The sequence below is a fragment of the Streptomyces sp. NPDC058985 genome (assembly GCF_042740985.1).
In the GTDB taxonomy this organism is placed as follows: domain Bacteria; phylum Actinomycetota; class Actinomycetes; order Streptomycetales; family Streptomycetaceae; genus Streptomyces.
Genome location: NZ_JBHYJX010000055.1, coordinates 1 through 17,165 on the forward strand (window position 1 = coordinate 1; position 17,165 = coordinate 17,165).

Here is a 17,165-nt window from a genome sequence, read left to right on the forward strand (position 1 = left end):
AAACAAAAAGTACTCAAAGTCCCGACCACCCCCCCCCCGCCCGGGGGGGGGGGGGGTTCGGGGCACCCCCCCCCCCCCCCACCGCCCTGCTACACCCACGTGTCCAGCCACATCCGCGACCGCCAGTCCTCCATCGGGATGGCGGTACCGGTGTAAAGGGGCCAGAAGTAGATGAAGTTCCACGCGATCAGCAGGACCAGTACGCCCGCCCCGGTCGCGCCCGCGACGCGGCGGGCGTCGCCGCAGCCCGGGCGGCCGATGACCGCCCCCAGCAGCATCGCCACCGCCAGGCACAGGAAGGGCAGGAAGACGACGGCGTAGAAGAGGAAGATCGTCCGCTCCTGGTACAGGAACCAGGGCAGATAGCCGGCCGCGATGCCGCAGACGATGGCGCCCGCGCGCCAGTCGCGGCGGAAGGCCCAGCGCCACAGGACGTACAGCAGCGCGAAGCAGCCCACCCACCACATCAGCGGCGTGCCCAGCGCCAGGACCTCGCGGGCGCACTTCTCGCCCGCGTCGGCCGGGCAGCCGTCGGAGCCGGGGGAGGGCGACTCGTAGAAGTAGGAGACCGGGCGGCCCAGGACCAGCCAGCTCCAGGGGTTCGACTGGTAGGTGTGCGGCGAGGTCAGGTTGGTGTGGAACTCCAGCACCTGGGTCTCGTAGTGCCACAGGCTGCGCCACCAGTCGGGCAGCAGCCAGGACCAGGAGCTGTTCGCGCCGTCGTTCGCCGCCCAGTCGCGGTAGTAGCCGCCGGAGCCGTCGGCGGGGGAGAGGATCCAGCCCAGCCAGGACAGCACGTACGTGGCGAGCGCCACCGGCACCGTGGACAGGAACGCCCAGCCCAGGTCGCGCCTCAGCACCGCCAGATGCGGCCGCTCGGCGCCCGCGACCCGGCGGGTGCCGACGTCCCACAGCACCGCCATCACACAGAAGGCCGCCATGATGTACAGGCCGTTCCACTTGGTGGCCGCGGCCAGACCCAGCATCAGCCCCGCCGCCAGCCGCCACGGCCGCCACCCGAAGCGGAACGTCTCGGCGATGCCCGCGTCCGGCCGGACCAGGCCGTCCTCGTCCACCGGCAGCGCGGCGGCGAGCTTCCCGCGGGCCCGGTCGCGGTCGACGACCAGGCAGCCGAAGGCCGCCAGCACGAAGAACATCAGCACGCTGTCGAGGAGCGCGGTGCGGCTCATCACGAAGTGCAGCCCGTCCACCGCCATCAGCGCGCCCGCCAGGCACCCGAGGAAGGTCGAGCGGAACAGCCGCCGTCCGATCCGGCACAGCAGCAGTACCGACACCGTGCCGAGCAGCGCCGTCATGAAACGCCAGCCGAACGGGTCGAAGCCGAACAGCACCTCGCCCAGGCCGATGAGGTACTTGCCGACCGGCGGATGCACGACGTACGCCGCGTCCGCCGGGATCGGGACGTCGCCGCCCGAGTTCAGGATCAGGTCGTTGGCGTTCTTGTCCCAGTTGACCTCGAAGCCGCGGTGGATCAGCGCCCACGCGTCCTTGGCGTAGTACGTCTCGTCGAATATCACCGCCTTCGGGCTGCCCAGGTTCCAGAACCGCAGCACGCCCGCGAAGAGCGCCACCAGCAGCGGCCCGCCCCACGCCGACCAGCGCAGGATCCGGCCGGTCAGCGGCTTCGACAGGCCGAGGAACGCCCACAGGCGCGGACCCGGGCTGGTGTACGGCGGCACCAGCCGGTCGCCGACGTCGCCGGCCGCGGGCCCCGCCGGGTAGCCGAAGCGGCGCAGCCGCTGCTGCCAGGCGGGCCGCTCGTCGTGCGGTGCCTGGTCCTGCCGGGTGTCCGTGGAGGACGCGGTACTGGTCACCGCGCCATCGTAGGGAACCGTGCTGTGCACGTCCCGCGCATGGCCCCCACCCGTCCGATGCGTCCCGCGGAAGGAAGCCCGTCCGCCCCTGGGAGGATGGGGGCGTGACTGGAACCCTTGTACTGGCGGGCACCCCCATCGGCGACGTCCGGGACGCCCCGCCGCGGCTCGCCGAGGAACTGGCCGGCGCCGACGTGGTCGCCGCCGAGGACACCCGGCGGCTGCGCCGGCTCACCCAGGCGCTCGGCGTCACCCCGCGCGGGCGCGTCGTGTCCTACTTCGAGGGCAACGAGTCGGCCCGCACACCCGAGCTGGTCGAGGAGCTGGCGGGCGGCGCGCGCGTGCTGCTGGTCACCGACGCCGGGATGCCGTCGGTGTCCGACCCCGGCTACCGGCTGGTCGCCGCCGCCGTCGAGCGGGACGTCCGGGTCACCGCCGTACCCGGCCCGTCCGCCGTGCTGACCGCGCTCGCGCTGTCCGGGCTGCCGGTCGACCGGTTCTGCTTCGAGGGCTTCCTGCCCCGCAAGGCGGGCGAGCGGCTGACCCGGCTGCGCGAGGTGGCCGAGGAGCGCCGGACCCTCGTCTACTTCGAGGCGCCGCACCGCCTCGACGACACCCTCGCCGCCATGGCCGAGGCCTTCGGCGCCGACCGCAGGGCCGCCGTCTGCCGGGAGCTGACCAAGACCTACGAGGAGGTCAGGCGCGGCGGTCTCGGCGAGCTGGCCGCGTGGGCCGCCGAGGGCGTGCGCGGCGAGATCACCGTCGTCGTGGAGGGCGCCCCGGACCGGGGGCCCGAGGAACTGGACGCCGCGGAACTGGTGCGCCGGGTGCGGGTGCGCGAGGAGGCGGGGGAGCGCCGCAAGGAGGCGATCGCCGCGGTGGCCGCCCAGGTGGGCGTGCCCAAGCGGGAGGTGTTCGACGCGGTGGTGGCGGCGAAGAACGCGGGGGCGTGATCCGGCCGCGCTTGACCCGTTCCTGACCTTGCGGGCCCTTCCGCCAAGGACAGCCCAAATCGGCTCAAACACTCGGCACTGCCCGGTGCTTTCCGGCTGGTGGAGGAGTCCACTGGAGGAAGGAAAGGCGAACGAACCGAAGGAGCCGGGATGAGCATGAGTGAGAGCGCGGCACCGACCGGAACACCCTCCGGGGCCACCTCCGTCGTCCACGAGTCGTACTCCTTCGCCTGCATGCGGTGCGGGCACGGCTGGGAGCAGTCCTTCGAGATAGAGCACCGCAAGGACGCCGACGGCCACGCGTACGTGCGCTACGTCTCGGGCGGCCGCGTCGTGCCCTCCCCGCTGACCCGGCCGACCTGCGCCAACTGCGACAACCACGTCGTACGGATCATGCGTCCCGGGCGGGTCGCCTCGGTCCGCGGCACCGACCACGGCTCCCACCGGGTGCCGGCCGCCGGCCCGGTGGAGGTGCCGCCGGTGCCCGAGACGTCCGGGGCGGGAGCGGCGGGGCGCTCCGCCGGACGCCGGCACTGGCACCTGGGCGACCTGCTGCACGCCCTCCACCTCCACCGCCGGGCGAGCTGACGCCCTCGGGGGGCGGGCCGGGGCTTTCGTAGGATCGGAGCATGCCTTCGAACGCCTCGGGACGCTCCGACAAGAACGACGCGCCCCCGCTCCCCGAGCCCCTCCGGGTGCCGGTCGCCGACTCGCACACCCACCTCGACATGCAGTCCGGCACGGTGACGGAGGCGCTCGCCAAGGCCGCGTCCGTCGGGGTCACCACCGTCGTCCAGGTCGGCTGCGACCTCGCCGGCTCCCGCTGGGCGGCCGAGACCGCGGCGGCGCACGACGCCGTGCACGCCACCGTCGCCCTGCACCCCAACGAGGCACCGCGCATCGTCCACGGCGATCCCGACGGGTGGTCGCGGCAGGGAGCGCGGCAGCCGGGAGGGGAAGCCGCGCTCGACGACGCCCTCGCGGAGATCGACCGGCTGGCCGCGCTGGAGCAGGTCAAGGGCGTCGGCGAGACCGGCCTGGACTACTTCCGCACCGGGCCCGAGGGCAAGGAGGCGCAGGAGCGGTCCTTCCGCGCCCACATCGAGATCGCCAAGCGGCACGGCAAGGCCCTGGTCATCCACGACCGCGACGCCCACGCCGACGTCCTGCGCGTCCTCAAGGAGGAGGGCGCCCCCGAGCGCACCGTCTTCCACTGCTACTCCGGCGACGCCGAGATGGCCGGGATCTGCGCCCGCGCCGGGTACTACATGTCCTTCGCCGGCAACGTCACCTTCAAGAACGCCCAGAACCTGCGCGACGCCCTCGCGGCCGCCCCCCTGGAACTGGTCCTGGTGGAGACCGACGCGCCGTTCCTGACCCCGATGCCCTACCGGGGCCGCCCCAACGCCCCCTACCTGGTGCCGGTCACGGTGCGGGCGATGGCCGAGGTGCGGGGCGTCGACGAGGACACCCTGGCGACCGCCCTGGCCGCGAACACGGCCCGCGCCTTCAACTACTGAGCAGCACAAGACCCGCGCCACGCTGCGTAGTCGCGTCGCTTTGGAGAGTGACGAACGCTCCGCTAGGTTCTGGGGGCCCGATCCGGACCCCTGGAGCGTGTCGGCGTGAGCAGAACGCAGTTCGAGACCACCGAGGTCTTCGAGGGACACGAGTACCTCGCACCGTACGACGTGCACAGCGCGCCGACCCTGCCGTACGGCACCGTCCTGCCGCCGGCCCGCACGCCGGGCGACGGGCGGGCCGGGCGGCGGCGCCGGGCGCGGGCGGCCGGACGCGCGGACGGCTCCCTGCGCCGCCTGCTGCCCCGTGCGCTGGTCGTGGCCTTCCTCGCGGGCGGCACGTCCGCCTTCGTGGCCAAGGACAAGGCGGTCGAGCTGACCGTCGACGGGACGCCCCGCACGCTGCACACCTTCGCCGACGACGTGACCGAGCTGCTCGCGCAGGAGGGCGTCGAGGTCGGCGCCCACGACGTGATCGTGCCGGCCCCCGGCACCCCGCTGACCAGCGGCGAGGACATCGCCGTCCGCCACGGGCGCCCCGTCCTGCTGACCCTCGACGGCCACCGCCGCCAGGTGTGGACGACCGCGGAGACGGTGCACGGCGCGCTGCGGCAGCTCGGCGTCCGGACGGAGGGCGCCCACCTGTCCACCGCGGGCTCCCGGCGCATCGGCCGCGAGGGCCTCGCCCTGACGGTGCGGACCGAGCGGGTGGTGACCGTCATGGCGGACGGCCGGGCCCGCACCGTCCGCACCAACGCCGCGACCGTGCGGGAGGCGGTCGAGGCGGCCGGGGTGACCCTGCGCGGCGAGGACACCACCTCGGTCCCCGCGACCGGCTTCCCCCGCGACGGCCAGACCGTCACCGTGCTGCGGATCACCGGCTCGCAGGAGGTCCGCGAGGACCCGGTCCCCTTCGACGTCCGACGGGCGGAGGACCCCTCGCTGTACCGGGGCACGGAGGTCGTCCAGCAGGCCGGACAGCCCGGACTGCGCCGCACCACCTACGCCCTGCGCACCGTCAACGGCGTCCGGCAGAAACCCCGCCGGCTCCGCACCGAGCTGGTGCGCGAACCCCGCGCGCAGATCGTCCTGGTCGGCACCCGCCCCCGCCCCACCTCCGTGCGGGGCGCCGACCACCTCAACTGGCGGGGTCTCGCCGCCTGCGAGTCGGGCGGCCGCCCGGACGCCGTCGACCCCTCGGGCACCTACGGGGGCCTCTACCAGTTCGACACCCACACCTGGCATAGCGTCGGCGGCGAGGGCCGCCCGCAGGACGCGAGCGCCGCGGAGCAGACGTACCGGGCGAAGCAGCTGTACGTCCGCGCGGGCGCCGGTTCCTGGCCGCACTGCGGGGCCCGGCTGCGGGGCTGACGGGCCCGCAGCCGGGCCCCGCCGCACGACCCCGGCGAGGCCGCCGTCGCCCCCGGATACCCTTGCGGGGTGAGCAGCCCCACCCCCGACGCCCTTCTGGGCCCCGCCGACGTCCGCGAACTCGCGGCCGCCCTCGGTGTGCGCCCCACCAAGCAGCGCGGCCAGAACTTCGTCATCGACGCCAACACCGTCCGCCGTATCGTCCGCACCGCCGAGGTCCGCCCCGACGACGTGGTGGTCGAGGTGGGACCGGGTCTCGGCTCGCTCACCCTGGCCCTGCTGGAGGCCGCCGACCGGGTCACCGCCGTCGAGATCGACGACGTACTGGCCGGCGCCCTGCCCGCCACCGTGGCCGCCCGCATGCCGGAGCGCGCGGACCGGTTCGCGCTCGTCCACTCCGACGCCATGCACGTGACCGAGCTGCCGGGCCCCGCCCCGACCGCGCTGGTCGCCAACCTGCCGTACAACGTGGCCGTGCCCGTCCTCCTCCACATGCTCGACACCTTCCCGACCATCGAGCGCACCCTCGTCATGGTCCAGGCCGAGGTCGCCGACCGCCTCGCCGCGGGGCCCGGCAACAAGGTGTACGGAGTGCCGTCCGTGAAGGCCAACTGGTACGCCGAGGTCCGCCGGGCCGGCGCCATCGGCCGCAGCGTCTTCTGGCCCGCGCCGAACGTGGACAGCGGGCTGGTGTCACTCGTCCGGCGGACCGAGCCGCTGAAGACCACCGCCTCCAAGCGCGAGGTCTTCGCCGTCGTCGACGCCGCCTTCGCCCAGCGCCGCAAGACGCTGCGGGCCGCCCTCGCCGGATGGGCGGGGTCCGCCGCGGCCGCCGAGGCCGCGCTCGTCGCCGCGGGCGTGTCGCCGCAGGCGCGCGGAGAGGCGCTGACCGTGGAAGAGTTCGCGCGTATCGCCGAACACAAGGAGTGACGAGCAAGTGAGCGTGACGGTCCGCGTCCCCGCCAAGGTCAACGTCCAGCTCGCGGTCGGCGCCGCCCGCCCCGACGGCTTCCACGACCTCGCCAACGTCTTCCTCGCCGTCTCCCTGTACGACGAGGTCACCGCGGTCCCGGACAGCGACGGGCTCCGCGTCACCTGCGAGGGCCCCGACGCCGGGGAGGTGCCCCTGGACCGCACCAACCTGGCCGCCCGCGCCGCGCTGGCCCTCGCCGAGCGGTACGGCCGCGAACCCGACGTGCACCTGCACATCGCCAAGGACATCCCCGTCGCCGGCGGCATGGCGGGCGGCAGCGCGGACGGCGCGGGCGCCCTGCTCGCCTGCGACGCCCTGTGGGGCACCGGCGCCTCCCGCGACGAACTGCTCGCCCTCTGCGCCGAGCTGGGCAGCGATGTGCCGTTCAGCCTGGTCGGCGGGGCGGCGCTGGGCACCGGGCGGGGAGAGAAGCTGACCGAGCTGGAGGTCGGCGGCGAGTTCCACTGGGTGTTCGCGCTGGCCGGGCGGGGGCTGTCGACGCCGGCCGTGTTCCGCGAGTTCGACCGGCTGGCGGAGGGCCTGGACGTCCCGGAGCCGGTCGCCGACCAGGCAGTGCTGGACGCCCTCGCGAAGGGCGACCCCACGGCGCTCGCGGTGGCCGTCTCGAACGACCTCCAGCCGGCCGCGCTCTCCCTCTTCCCCGAGTTGTCCGACACCCTCGCCGCGGGACGGGCAGCGGGCGCTCTGGCGGCAATGGTCTCGGGCTCGGGCCCGACCACGGCCTTCCTCGCCCCGGACGCCGGCTCCGCGTCCGACATCGCCGGGGTGCTGCGGGCGTCGGGCACGTGCCGGGATGTGCGGACGGCGGTGGGGGCGGTGGCGGGGGCGACGGTGGTGTGAAGGTCAGAGGTTGTCGACGGCGGTCAGGTCGATGTCGATGTCGTAGGGGACGCTGATTTTCAGGTGGTCGTGGTGGATCCCGGTGAGGGCGTATGTGCCGGTGACCCTGCCGCGCTCGTAGACGTGGACGACCGGACGGTCTTCCGCGCCCTCCATCTCGACCAGCCAGAAGTGGGGAATTCCGGCGGCGGCGTACTTGTGCGGCTTCGTGTCGCGGTCGCGGGACTCGGAGTCGGGGGAGACGACCTCGATGGCGAGGAGGACGTCGGCTGCCGCGTAACGCGTCTTCTTCCGTCCGATCGCCTCCGCGCGCAGGACGCTCACATCGGGCTCAGGGCCGTTCCGCTGGTCGAGGACGATGGTCATTTCCCTTCGCACCCGCAGCTCGGGTGGCAGTGTCGCGCGGAGACCGCTGACCAACATGTCCATCACGATGGTGTGAAAATCCCGCTGCGGACTCACGAAAACCAGGCTCCCGTCGATCAGCTCGGTGTGCGGCGGGAGATCAGGCAGCGTGAACAGGTCGTCCACGGTGTAACCGTCCTGCGGCGGCACCGGCCACTTGACGCGGCGCTTGACGGACTCGGCGGTCATGGTTCCTCCCATGGAACGGGATCCTGCTGCCCACTCACCACGGTAGCCGCGCCTTTCGCATCGCGTCACTACAACGAGTGACGACCCCCGCCCGCGCCACCCCACCCCCCGGAGGGCCTACGCTGGAAGGCTGATCGATCCCCCAGGCAGGAGAGAAATGGCCGTCAATCTGGTCAATGTCGAGAACGTCAGCAAGGTGTACGGCACCCGTGCACTCCTCGACGGCGTGTCCCTCGGCGTCTCCGAAGGGGACCGCATCGGCGTCGTCGGCCGCAACGGCGACGGCAAGACGACCATGATCCGGATGCTGGCCAGGCTGGAGGAGCCCGACACCGGCCGCGTCACCCACTCCGGCGGACTGCGGCTCGGCGTGCTCACCCAGCACGACTCCCTGGACCCCGAGGCCACCGTCCGGCACGAGGTCATCGGTGACCTGGCCGACCACGAGTGGGCCGGCAACGCCAAGATCAGGGACGTGCTGACCGGGCTGTTCGGCGGGCTGGACATGCCGGGCTTCCCGCAGGGGCTCGACACGGTCATCGGGCCGCTCTCCGGTGGCGAGCGGCGCCGGATCGCGCTCGCCAAGCTGCTCATCGAGGAGCAGGACCTCGTCGTCCTCGACGAGCCCACCAACCACCTCGACGTCGAGGGCATCGCCTGGCTCGCCCGGCACCTGCGCGAGCGCCGGTCCGCGCTCGTCTGCGTGACGCACGACCGGTGGTTCCTCGACCAGGTCTGCACCCGCATGTGGGACGTGCAGCGCGGCGACGTCTTCGAGTACGAGGGCGGCTACTCCGACTACGTCTTCGCCCGTGCCGAGCGCGAGCGCATCGCCGCCACCGAGGAGACCAAGCGGCAGAACCTGGTCCGCAAGGAGCTGGCCTGGCTCCGGCGCGGGGCGCCCGCCCGTACCTCCAAGCCGCGCTTCCGGGTCGAGGCCGCCAACGAGCTGATCGCCGACGTGCCGCCGCCCCGGGACAGCAGCGAGCTGATGAAGTTCGCCTCGTCCCGGCTCGGCAAGACCGTGTTCGACCTGGAGGACGTGACCGTCCAGGCGGGCCCCAAGGTGCTGCTCAAGCACGTCACCTGGCAGCTCGGCCCCGGCGACCGCATCGGCCTGGTCGGCGTCAACGGCGCCGGCAAGACCTCCCTGCTGCGCGCCCTCAGGGACGCCGCCCGCAGCGACGGCGAGGAGCAGCCGGTGAGCGGACGGGTCCGCGTCGGCCGGACGGTCAAGCTGGCCTACCTCTCCCAGGAGGTCGCCGAACTCGACCCCACCTGGCGGGTGCTGGAGGCCGTGCAGCGCGTCCGCGAGCGCGTCGACCTCGGCAAGGGCCGCGAGATGACCGCCGGACAGCTGTGCGAGACCTTCGGCTTCGGCAAGGAGAAGCAGTGGACGCCGGTCGGCGACCTCTCCGGCGGTGAGCGGCGGCGGCTCCAGCTGCTCCGCCTGCTCATGGACGAGCCCAACGTCCTCTTCCTCGACGAGCCCACCAACGACCTCGACATCGAGACCCTGACCCAGCTGGAGGACGTGCTCGACGGCTGGCCCGGCTCGATGATCGTCATCTCCCACGACCGGTTCTTCGTCGAGCGGACCACCGACCGGGTCTTCGCCCTGCTCGGCGACGGCGCGCTCCGGATGCTGCCGCGCGGCATCGACGAGTACCTGGAGCGCAGGCAGCGCATGGAGGAGGCGGCCGCGGCGGCCGTTCCCGCCCCGGTGCGGGGGCCGGCCGCCGACGTGCCCGAGAAGAGCGCCGCCGACGCGCGCGCCGCCAAGAAGGAGCTCCAGAAGATCGAGCGGCAGCTCGACAAGGTCTCCGAGAAGGAGGCCAAGCTGCACGCCCGGATCGCCGAGAACGCCACGGACTTCGCGAAGGTGGCCGAACTGGACGCCGAGCTGCGTGGGCTGGCCGGGCAGCGCGAGGACCTGGAGACGCGCTGGCTGGAACTGGCCGAAGACGCCTAGCCGTTGGCCCCGGAGCCCTGCGCGCAGGGGGCGCGGGTGGCGTGAAGAGGGCGTGAAGGCGCGTAACAGTGGCATCACGGGCCGGTTCTCCCTTGGGAACAGGGGCGGACGCGGCCCGGTGGGCTGTCGGCCGCGGGTGATAGAAAGGCCGTCCGAGGAGCGTCTCGGAGGACTGTCCGTGACAGTCCGGACGATCGCCTGAGACGGCCGCGGGGGCAGCGCGTACCCCGGGTCGTGGCTAAAAATCAGTGAGTCATAAGGGGGAACGCGCTGATGAGCCAGCCGCCCAACCAGCCGCCGCAGCCGGGTGGCTTCGGAGCACCGCAGGACCCACCGCCGGGAGGCTTCGGGGCGCCGGCCCCGCCGCCCCCGCAGGGCCCGCCCCAGACGCCGCCGGGCCCGCCGTCCGGCCCGCCGGCCCAGCCGGGGTACGGCTACCCGCAGCAGCAGCCCGGCCAGCCGGGACCGTACGGGCAGCCCGGACCGTACAACTCCGGCCCCTACGCCCAGCCCCAGCAGCCGGGACCGTACGGCCAGCAGCCCGGCTACGGCTACCCGCAGCCGCAGTACCCGGGCGGCCCCGGCACCCCGCCGCCCGGCGGCCCCGGCTCCCGCAACCCCTTCAAGGGCAAGCCCGCCCTCGTGGTCGGCGCCGCGGTCGCGGCCCTGCTGGTCATCGGCGGCAGCGTGTGGGCGGTGACCGCCAACGGCGGTGACGACAAGGACAAGAAGCCGGTGGCCGGCAAGAGCGACGACCCGAAGCCCTCCGGCTCCGGCGGCGCCGCCCCCGTCAACCCCGGCGACGGCAGCGGTGACGGCGGCGAGGACCCCGACAACCTCAACGAGGGCCGCCAGGCCGGCGAGTCCAAGGTGCTCTGGTACAAGGAGGCGCCCGACGCCCCCGGTTCCGGCGCCGACGCCAACGGCATGTGGATCACCGACAAGACCGCGGTGAAGGCGGCGTACAAGCAGGTCTTCGCCTACAACGTCGGCGACGGCAAGCCCACCTGGGAGCCGATCGCCTTCCCGGAGAAGATCTGCGCGGTCACCCCGGAGAAGACGGCCGACGACAAGATCGTCGTCGCCTCCATGAGCGGCTCCAGCGACCGCGCCAAGTGCAACAAGCTCCAGGAGATCGACCTCGCCACCGGCGCGAAGGGCTGGACGGAGGAGGTCGCCGACGGCGAGCTGTTCGACTCCACGCTCTCCCTCGAGCTCTCCGTCAGCGGCACCACCCTGATGGTCGGCCGCTCCCAGTCCGGCACCGCCTACGACGTCACCAGCGGCAAGAAGCTGTACGACAAGAAGCGGTACGGCGACGCCTGCTTCCCCGCCGGATTCGCCGGCAGCGCGAAGAAGCTCGTCCAGGTCGCCTCCTGCGGCGCCGGCGGCGACAACGCGCACGACGAGCTCCAGGGACTCGACCCGAAGACCGGCAAGGTCCTGTGGACCTACAAGTACGACAAGGGCTGGCGGGTCGCCCGCGCCTACTCCGTCGACCCGCTGGTCGTCTACGCCACCAACGAGGACAAGAAGGTCTGGAACATCTCCACCTTCACCTCCGGCGGCAAGGTCCTCGAACAGGTCGGCGTCGACGAGGACTTCGCCCCCGAGTGCGGCTGGGCCATCCTCGAACGCGACCTCCAGGGCTGCTCCGGCGTCGCGGTCGCCGACAACACGCTCTACCTGCCCACCGAGGCGACCAGCGGCGCCAACGAGATCGTCGCGATCAACCTCGCCACCGGCAAGGAGAAGTGGCGGACGAAGTCCCCCGCGGACGAGTCGATGGTGCCGCTGAAGGTCGAGGGCGACCAGCTCATCGCCTACGTCGAGCCGTCCTACGACGCGGGTGGCCAGGTCGTCGCCATCCCGACCGGCGGCAGCGGCCACACGCCGGCCAAGCTGCTGCAGAACCCGCAGGGCGTCGCGGACATCGAGAACAGCTTCTACTCCAAGGACATCGACTGGGCCGACGGGCGGTTCTACATCTCCACCACCCGCCTGACCGGAAACGACGAGTCGAAGGAGAAGTTGATGCTCGCCTACGGCAAGTGACCTTCTTCGCCGCTCTCTTCGACTCGTCCCCGTCGTCCCCGTTTCCCCGAGGTAGTCACGCCATGAGCCAGCCGCCGCCCCCGCCCAACCAGCCGCCCACGCCGCCCTCGGGAGGTCCGCCCGACTTCGGGAAGGCTCCCGAGCCGGGGTACGGCTACCCGCAGACCCCGCCGCAGGCGCCCGCGGCTCCGCCCACGCCGCCGGCGGGACCGCCTCCGCAGCAGCCGGGTTACGGGTATCCGCAGACGCCGCCGCAGCCCCAGCCGGGGTACGGCTACCCCGGTCAGCCGCCCGGGCAGCCGGGGCCGTACGGGCAGCCGACGCCGGCGTACGGGCAGCCGGGTCAGCCGCAGTACGGCTATCCCCAGGCGACCGTGCCGATGCAGCCCCAGCCCGGCGGGCCGGGCGGCGGGCGGAAGATCAACGCGCAGCTGGCGATCATCGTGTCGGCCGTCGTCGCGATCGCGCTGATCATCGGCGGTGGGGTCTGGTACGCCAAGTCCTCCGGCGACGGCGGCAAGGACGACACCGCCAGCTCCAGCGGGGGCACCGGTGGCAAGGGCGGCACCGACGAGAAGGGCGGCGAGGGCGGCGAGTCCTCCGCCGGTACGGAGAAGGTCCCCTCCGACCCCGCCGCCAAGGTGCTCTTCCAGGTCCCCGCGCCCGCGGTGAGCAAGGACGACAGCAGCGTCGTCGTCTCCGGCTCCTGGCTCACCGACAAGGTGTACGCCAAGAGCGGCATCGCCGAGGTCGTCGGGTACGACCCCGACAAGGGCAGCAAGCAGTGGTCGATCAAGCTCGCCGGCCCCGTCTGCGCGGCCAGCCGGCACGTCACCGACGACAACAAGACGGTCGTCATCCACCAGCCCGCCATGCCGACCAAGGCCGAGCCCTCGCACGGCTGCACCCAGGTCGCCGTCCTCGACCTGGACGCCGGGAAGACGGTGTGGACGAAGACCGCCGGTGACCAGCCGATCAACTTCAACAACGTCACGATCAGCGGCGACACCGTCGCGGCCGGCAGCACCGAGGGCGGCGTCGGCTTCGACATCGCCAAGGGCGACGTCCTCTGGTCCCCGAAGGCGACCGACTCCTGCTACGACGCCGGGTACGGCGGCGGCGACAAGATGGTCGCGGTGCGCAAGTGCGGCTCGTACGACGCCCGGCAGCTGAACATCCAGACCATCGACCCGAAGAGCGGGAAGGTGATCTCCGAGTACAAGATGGCCAAGGGCATCGAGTACGCGGGCGTCGTGTCCACGGACCCGCTGGTCGTGGCCGCCGACGTCGGTGACTCCGCCGGTGACGGCAGCGGCATCTCGGACTTCTTCTCGATCGACAACAAGACCGGCAAGCTGCTCACCCGCATCTCGGTCCCCGGCGAGCAGTTCGCGGCCCGCTGCGACACGATCACCAAGATCGAGAACTGCACGGGGCTCGCGGTCGGTGAGAACCGGCTCTACATCCCGACCGAGGAGCACGAGGGCAGCGGCGAGTCCTACAGCCGGACCAACGAGGTCGTCGCCTTCGACCTGGCCACCGGCAAGCAGACGGGGCAGCGGGCGGACGCCGGCGAGGACTACACCATCACTCCGCTGCGCATGGACGGCGGCAACGTGATCGCCTACAAGCGGCCGCCGTACGACAAGGGCGGTCAGATCGTCAGCATCGACGGCGGGTCGTTCAAGCAGACCACGCTGCTGGAGAACCCGGCGACCGAGGCGGTGCGGGACGTGGAGTCCAGCATGTCGCCGGAGTACTCCGAGATCCTCTACTCGCAGGGGCACCTGTACATGTCGCAGGTGTTCGCCAGTGAGCCGACCAGCGCGGACGAGAAGGAGTACCTGGCGATCGGGTTCGGCACGAGCGGCTGAGTCCGCGGTGCCTCCCGGTGCCGCTGAGTGCCCTTGAGTGCCCCTGAGTGTCCTTCGGCCCCGTTCCCGCTTCCCGCGGGGGCGGGGCCGTCTTGTGGGTGCGGGGCGCTGCGCGGGGGCGTATTGGGGTGGGATTCGGTGATCCGAGGGCGATTCTCGCCGGTAGCCGCAGCGCGAGATCCGGCTAGCGTGTAGCTTCCGGGGGCATGCCGGGGGTCTGGGTGACTGGGGGGTTGCTCTATGGGAGTACGGCTCATGGTGGTCGACGATCACCGATTGCTCGCCGAGGCGCTGGCCTCTGCGCTGAAGCTGCGCGGGCACCGGGTGCTGGCCGCGGCGGCGCCGGCCGCGGGGGCGGCCGAGCTGGTGATCAGCCGGGCGCCGGAGGTGTGCCTGCTCGGGACGGCGACGCCGGCCGAGGCGGGGATCTTCGATCCGGTGGTGCGGATCAAGCGGGAGCGTCCGCAGGTGGCGGTGGTGGTGCTGGGGCCGGTGCCGAGCCCTCGCGGGATCGCGGCGGCGTTCGCGGCGGGGGCGTCGGGGTACGTCCGGCACGACGAGCGCATAGAGGGCGTCGAGCGGGCGATCATGAAGGCGCGGGCCGGGGAGGCGGCGGTGGCGCCGGCGCTGTTGCAGGGGGCGTTCGGGGAACTGCTGAATCCGGCGGCGCAGCCGGACGACGAGGGGGCGCGGCTGCTGAAGATGCTCACGCCGAGGGAGGTGGAGGTCCTGGTCCGGGTCGCCGACGGCGAGGACACCCGGCTGATCGCGGCGGGGATGGGGATAGCGCCGTCCACGGCGCGTACGCATGTGCAGCGGGTCCTGATGAAGCTCGGGGTGGGCTCACGCCTGGAGGCGGCGGCGCTGGCGGCCCGGACGGGGTTGCTGGACCGGGCGAGTACCTCCGGCGGTTGAGCGGGGGTGCCTGCGGCGGCCGCCTGTGGCCGGGGGGTGTCCGTCCTCGGAACGGCGCGGAATCGGTCGGCCACAGAAGTGAAGTGTGTGGACGCGCCGACCGCTGCGGGCGGGCACCCCCCGACACGACCCCTTCTCGCCGTACGCGGCTCTCCGGTTCAGCGGTGAGTGGGCCGGCCCGGGTGTGCGCGGGTGACCCTGTCCTCGTGGGGGCCGTAGGCGAGGTCGAAGGTGATCAGGACGCCGGTGCGGCGGTCCCTGCCCTGCTCCGCGGCCCGGCGGCCGCGGATGGTCCCGGCGAGCGCGGGGAGGGCTCCGGCGGACAGCACGGTCAGGAAGAGGACGGCCTGAACGGCCCAATTCGATGTGTCCATGACATTCTCCCGTTGTGGAAGGGCGGTACGGAAAGGCTATGAGCGGGCCCATGGCCTGGTCCACGTGCTGCTGGGGGGTGAAATCGATGCCGCCATCGGCTGTGCCGATGGGTGGCCGCGTGACGGAAGTCTCGTCACGCTGGGTAGCGCTTGGTGCCTGCATGTAGTTTCATCCCCTTTGGGGGGCTGCGGGGAACCGCGCGGCGGAGGCATGATCTCCCCGTCGGAAACGTATGGACCAATAAGGGGGTTCGGTGGAGACTCGCCACTTGGTGACGTTCCAGAAGGTCGCGACACTGCTGAGTTTCACTCGCGCGGCGAAGGAGCTGAGTTACGCGCAGTCGAGTGTGACCACGCAGATCCGGGCCTTGGAGACCTCGTTGGGAGTGGAGCTCTTCGACCGATTAGGCGGGCGTATCCGGCTGACGCCCGCCGGTGAGAAGCTGCTGGAGTACGCCGGTCAGATCCTGGCCCTGACCGAGGCCGCGCGTGCGGACGTGACCGGCGAGGACGGGCCGTCGGGCACGCTGGTGGTCGGCACGATGGAGAGCATCACCTCGTACCGGATGCCGCCGCTGCTGGAGTTCCTCCACCACCGTTACCCCAAGGTGCAGTTGTCGCTCAGGCCGAGCCTGTGTGCGGAGACCTGCCACGCCCTGCGCCAGGGGAGCTTCGACATCGGCTTCCTCATGGAGCAGGAGACCCGGCATCACGGGCTGGAGACGGTGGTGCTGGCCGAGGAGCCGCTGGCGCTGGTCAGCGCACCCGGACACCCGCTCGCCCAGCTGCCGGAGGTGTCGCTCGACGACCTCCGGTCGGCCCCGATCCTCGCGACCGAGGCGGGCTGCGCCTACCGCGACCTGTTCGAGGAGGTGCTGTGGGGCGCGGAGACCATGCCGTTCCTGGAGTTCGGCACCATAGAAGCGATCAAGAGAGGCGTGGTGTCCGGGCTCGGTGCCGCGCTGCTTCCCGCGGTGACCGTGGCGCAGGAGCTGGAGAAGGGGGAGATGACAACGCTGCCTTGGGAGATTCCGTTCTCCGTGCACACGCAGTTGGCGTGGCGCAGCGGCAGGCGGCTCTCACGGGAGCTGAAGCTCTTCATCGACCAGGCGACGCGGCTGATGCGCGAGGAGGAACAACTGGCCGCGTCGGGCTGACCTGCCCGGCCGCGGCCCCGGGGGCGAAGACGGAGATCCGGCCGGCCACGTCGTCGGGTGCCCGGCGCCTGAGCCGCTGCGGCTCTTCCGGGGTGCCGATGTACAGCCAGCCCAGCAGGCGTTCGGCCGGCTGAAGCCGGAGCAGGCGGTGGACCTGCGCGGATTCGGTGAACCTGCCGGTGCGCCAGATGCTCCCGAACCCCCGGGCGTGCAGCAGGAGGCCCAGGGAGCCCGCCATGGCGCTCGCGGCGGCCAACTGCTCCCATTCGGGTACCCGGTGACCGGACACCGGGGTGAACACCAGCGTGGCGAGGAGGGGCGCCCGGTGCGTCTTCGCCGCCGTACGGTCCGGTCTGGAGTCCGGTGGGGGGCAGGCCTCGGCGAAGCAGCGGCCGAGGGCGGCGCGGCCCTCACCCCGTACCAGGATCCACCGCCAGGGGCGGAGCCTGCCGTGGTCGGGGGCGGTGGCGGCGGCCCGGAGCAGGTAGGCGAACTCGTCGTCGCTCGGGGCCGGTTCGGTCAGCTGGTGTTCGCTGCGGCGGCTCAGTACGGCCGTCATGACGTCCATGGTGTTCCTCCTCGCGCACGGGTGCGGGGTGACGGGGCCCGCCGACGGGGCCCGGGCCCCCGCCGGGGGCGAGACGTGTGGTAGCGGCGGCGGGTGGGGGGGGTGGGGTGGGGGGAGGCCCACCTGGAGGGGCGCACCGAGGG

At 72.5% G+C, this 17,165-nt stretch carries 15 protein-coding genes; 11 read left to right on the forward strand and 4 right to left on the reverse strand.

Annotated features, from left to right (window positions below):
- Positions 1 to 89: 89 nt before the first annotated feature.
- On the reverse strand, positions 90 to 1,835 hold the full coding sequence (locus ACFW01_RS33265; RefSeq protein ID WP_384509860.1) for a dolichyl-phosphate-mannose--protein mannosyltransferase: 1,746 nt from the start codon (positions 1,833 to 1,835) through the stop codon (positions 90 to 92).
- A 104-nt stretch (positions 1,836 to 1,939) separates the two neighbouring features.
- Here ACFW01_RS33265 and rsmI point away from each other — a divergent pair, with 104 nt between their 5' ends.
- From rsmI to ACFW01_RS33295, 6 genes are all read left to right on the forward strand, one after another.
- The gene (rsmI, locus tag ACFW01_RS33270; protein ID WP_234957252.1) at positions 1,940 to 2,788 is read left to right on the forward strand and encodes a 16S rRNA (cytidine(1402)-2'-O)-methyltransferase; all 849 of its coding nucleotides are present in this window, start codon (positions 1,940 to 1,942) and stop codon (positions 2,786 to 2,788) included.
- Between the two features lie 156 nt (positions 2,789 to 2,944).
- Positions 2,945 to 3,376 (forward strand): hypothetical protein, encoded by a 432-nt coding sequence (locus tag ACFW01_RS33275; RefSeq protein WP_384509864.1) that lies wholly within the window; start codon positions 2,945 to 2,947, stop codon positions 3,374 to 3,376.
- A 41-nt stretch (positions 3,377 to 3,417) separates the two neighbouring features.
- Positions 3,418 to 4,308 (forward strand): TatD family hydrolase, encoded by an 891-nt coding sequence (locus tag ACFW01_RS33280; protein WP_384509867.1) that lies wholly within the window; start codon positions 3,418 to 3,420, stop codon positions 4,306 to 4,308.
- Between the two features lie 105 nt (positions 4,309 to 4,413).
- Complete coding sequence (locus ACFW01_RS33285) at positions 4,414 to 5,679, forward strand: ubiquitin-like domain-containing protein (RefSeq protein ID WP_384509870.1); 1,266 nt, start codon at positions 4,414 to 4,416, stop codon at positions 5,677 to 5,679.
- Between the two features lie 69 nt (positions 5,680 to 5,748).
- Positions 5,749 to 6,609, forward strand: coding sequence for a 16S rRNA (adenine(1518)-N(6)/adenine(1519)-N(6))-dimethyltransferase RsmA (rsmA, locus tag ACFW01_RS33290; protein WP_384509873.1), 861 nt, complete (start codon positions 5,749 to 5,751; stop codon positions 6,607 to 6,609).
- A gap of 7 nt (positions 6,610 to 6,616) precedes the next feature.
- Positions 6,617 to 7,513: a 4-(cytidine 5'-diphospho)-2-C-methyl-D-erythritol kinase gene (locus tag ACFW01_RS33295; RefSeq protein ID WP_234957257.1), complete on the forward strand. Its 897-nt coding sequence runs from the start codon at positions 6,617 to 6,619 to the stop codon at positions 7,511 to 7,513.
- Between the two features lie 3 nt (positions 7,514 to 7,516).
- On the opposite strand, the gene ACFW01_RS33300 is transcribed toward ACFW01_RS33295, so the two are convergent.
- Entirely contained in the window at positions 7,517 to 8,107 is a 591-nt protein-coding gene (locus tag ACFW01_RS33300; RefSeq protein WP_234957258.1) for a Uma2 family endonuclease, read from the reverse strand.
- A gap of 157 nt (positions 8,108 to 8,264) precedes the next feature.
- Here ACFW01_RS33300 and ACFW01_RS33305 point away from each other — a divergent pair, with 157 nt between their 5' ends.
- The 4 genes from ACFW01_RS33305 (at position 8,265) to ACFW01_RS33320 (ending at position 14,923) form a co-directional block, all read left to right on the forward strand.
- Positions 8,265 to 10,079, forward strand: a complete 1,815-nt coding sequence (locus ACFW01_RS33305; protein WP_384509878.1) for an ABC-F family ATP-binding cassette domain-containing protein — start codon at positions 8,265 to 8,267, stop codon at positions 10,077 to 10,079.
- A gap of 273 nt (positions 10,080 to 10,352) precedes the next feature.
- Positions 10,353 to 12,134, forward strand: coding sequence for a PQQ-binding-like beta-propeller repeat protein (locus ACFW01_RS33310; RefSeq protein ID WP_384509881.1), 1,782 nt, complete (start codon positions 10,353 to 10,355; stop codon positions 12,132 to 12,134).
- A 62-nt stretch (positions 12,135 to 12,196) separates the two neighbouring features.
- Positions 12,197 to 14,008, forward strand: a complete 1,812-nt coding sequence (locus tag ACFW01_RS33315; protein WP_384509884.1) for a PQQ-binding-like beta-propeller repeat protein — start codon at positions 12,197 to 12,199, stop codon at positions 14,006 to 14,008.
- A 240-nt stretch (positions 14,009 to 14,248) separates the two neighbouring features.
- On the forward strand, positions 14,249 to 14,923 hold the full coding sequence (locus ACFW01_RS33320) for a response regulator transcription factor (RefSeq protein ID WP_234957262.1): 675 nt from the start codon (positions 14,249 to 14,251) through the stop codon (positions 14,921 to 14,923).
- Between the two features lie 158 nt (positions 14,924 to 15,081).
- Here ACFW01_RS33320 and ACFW01_RS33325 read toward each other — a convergent pair whose 3' ends face one another.
- Positions 15,082 to 15,297, reverse strand: coding sequence for a hypothetical protein (locus tag ACFW01_RS33325; RefSeq protein ID WP_234957263.1), 216 nt, complete (start codon positions 15,295 to 15,297; stop codon positions 15,082 to 15,084).
- Positions 15,298 to 15,551: 254 nt separating this feature from the next.
- On the opposite strand from ACFW01_RS33325, the gene ACFW01_RS33330 reads away from it, so the two are divergent.
- Complete coding sequence (locus ACFW01_RS33330) at positions 15,552 to 16,454, forward strand: LysR family transcriptional regulator (RefSeq protein WP_234957264.1); 903 nt, start codon at positions 15,552 to 15,554, stop codon at positions 16,452 to 16,454.
- On the opposite strand, the gene ACFW01_RS33335 is transcribed toward ACFW01_RS33330, so the two are convergent.
- Positions 16,396 to 17,022 (reverse strand): nitroreductase, encoded by a 627-nt coding sequence (locus ACFW01_RS33335; protein ID WP_234957265.1) that lies wholly within the window; start codon positions 17,020 to 17,022, stop codon positions 16,396 to 16,398. The two genes, ACFW01_RS33330 and ACFW01_RS33335, sit on opposite strands and share 59 nt — an antisense overlap.
- Positions 17,023 to 17,165: the final 143 nt, after the last annotated feature.

What these genes read in the sequence shown, in the direction of transcription:
- ACFW01_RS33280 (WP_384509867.1), top strand. Translation starts at nt 3,418, where the DNA reads ATGCCTTCGAACGCCTCGGGACGCTCCGACAAGAACGACGCGCCCCCG.
- ACFW01_RS33275 (WP_384509864.1), top strand. Translation starts at nt 2,945, where the DNA reads ATGAGTGAGAGCGCGGCACCGACCGGAACACCCTCCGGGGCCACCTCC.
- ACFW01_RS33310 (WP_384509881.1), top strand. Translation starts at nt 10,353, where the DNA reads ATGAGCCAGCCGCCCAACCAGCCGCCGCAGCCGGGTGGCTTCGGAGCA.
- ACFW01_RS33325 (WP_234957263.1), bottom strand. Translation starts at nt 15,297, where the DNA reads ATGGACACATCGAATTGGGCCGTTCAGGCCGTCCTCTTCCTGACCGTG.
- ACFW01_RS33315 (WP_384509884.1), top strand. Translation starts at nt 12,197, where the DNA reads ATGAGCCAGCCGCCGCCCCCGCCCAACCAGCCGCCCACGCCGCCCTCG.
- ACFW01_RS33320 (WP_234957262.1), top strand. Translation starts at nt 14,249, where the DNA reads ATGGGAGTACGGCTCATGGTGGTCGACGATCACCGATTGCTCGCCGAG.
- ACFW01_RS33300 (WP_234957258.1), bottom strand. Translation starts at nt 8,107, where the DNA reads ATGACCGCCGAGTCCGTCAAGCGCCGCGTCAAGTGGCCGGTGCCGCCG.
- ACFW01_RS33305 (WP_384509878.1), top strand. Translation starts at nt 8,265, where the DNA reads ATGGCCGTCAATCTGGTCAATGTCGAGAACGTCAGCAAGGTGTACGGC.
- ACFW01_RS33335 (WP_234957265.1), bottom strand. Translation starts at nt 17,022, where the DNA reads ATGGACGTCATGACGGCCGTACTGAGCCGCCGCAGCGAACACCAGCTG.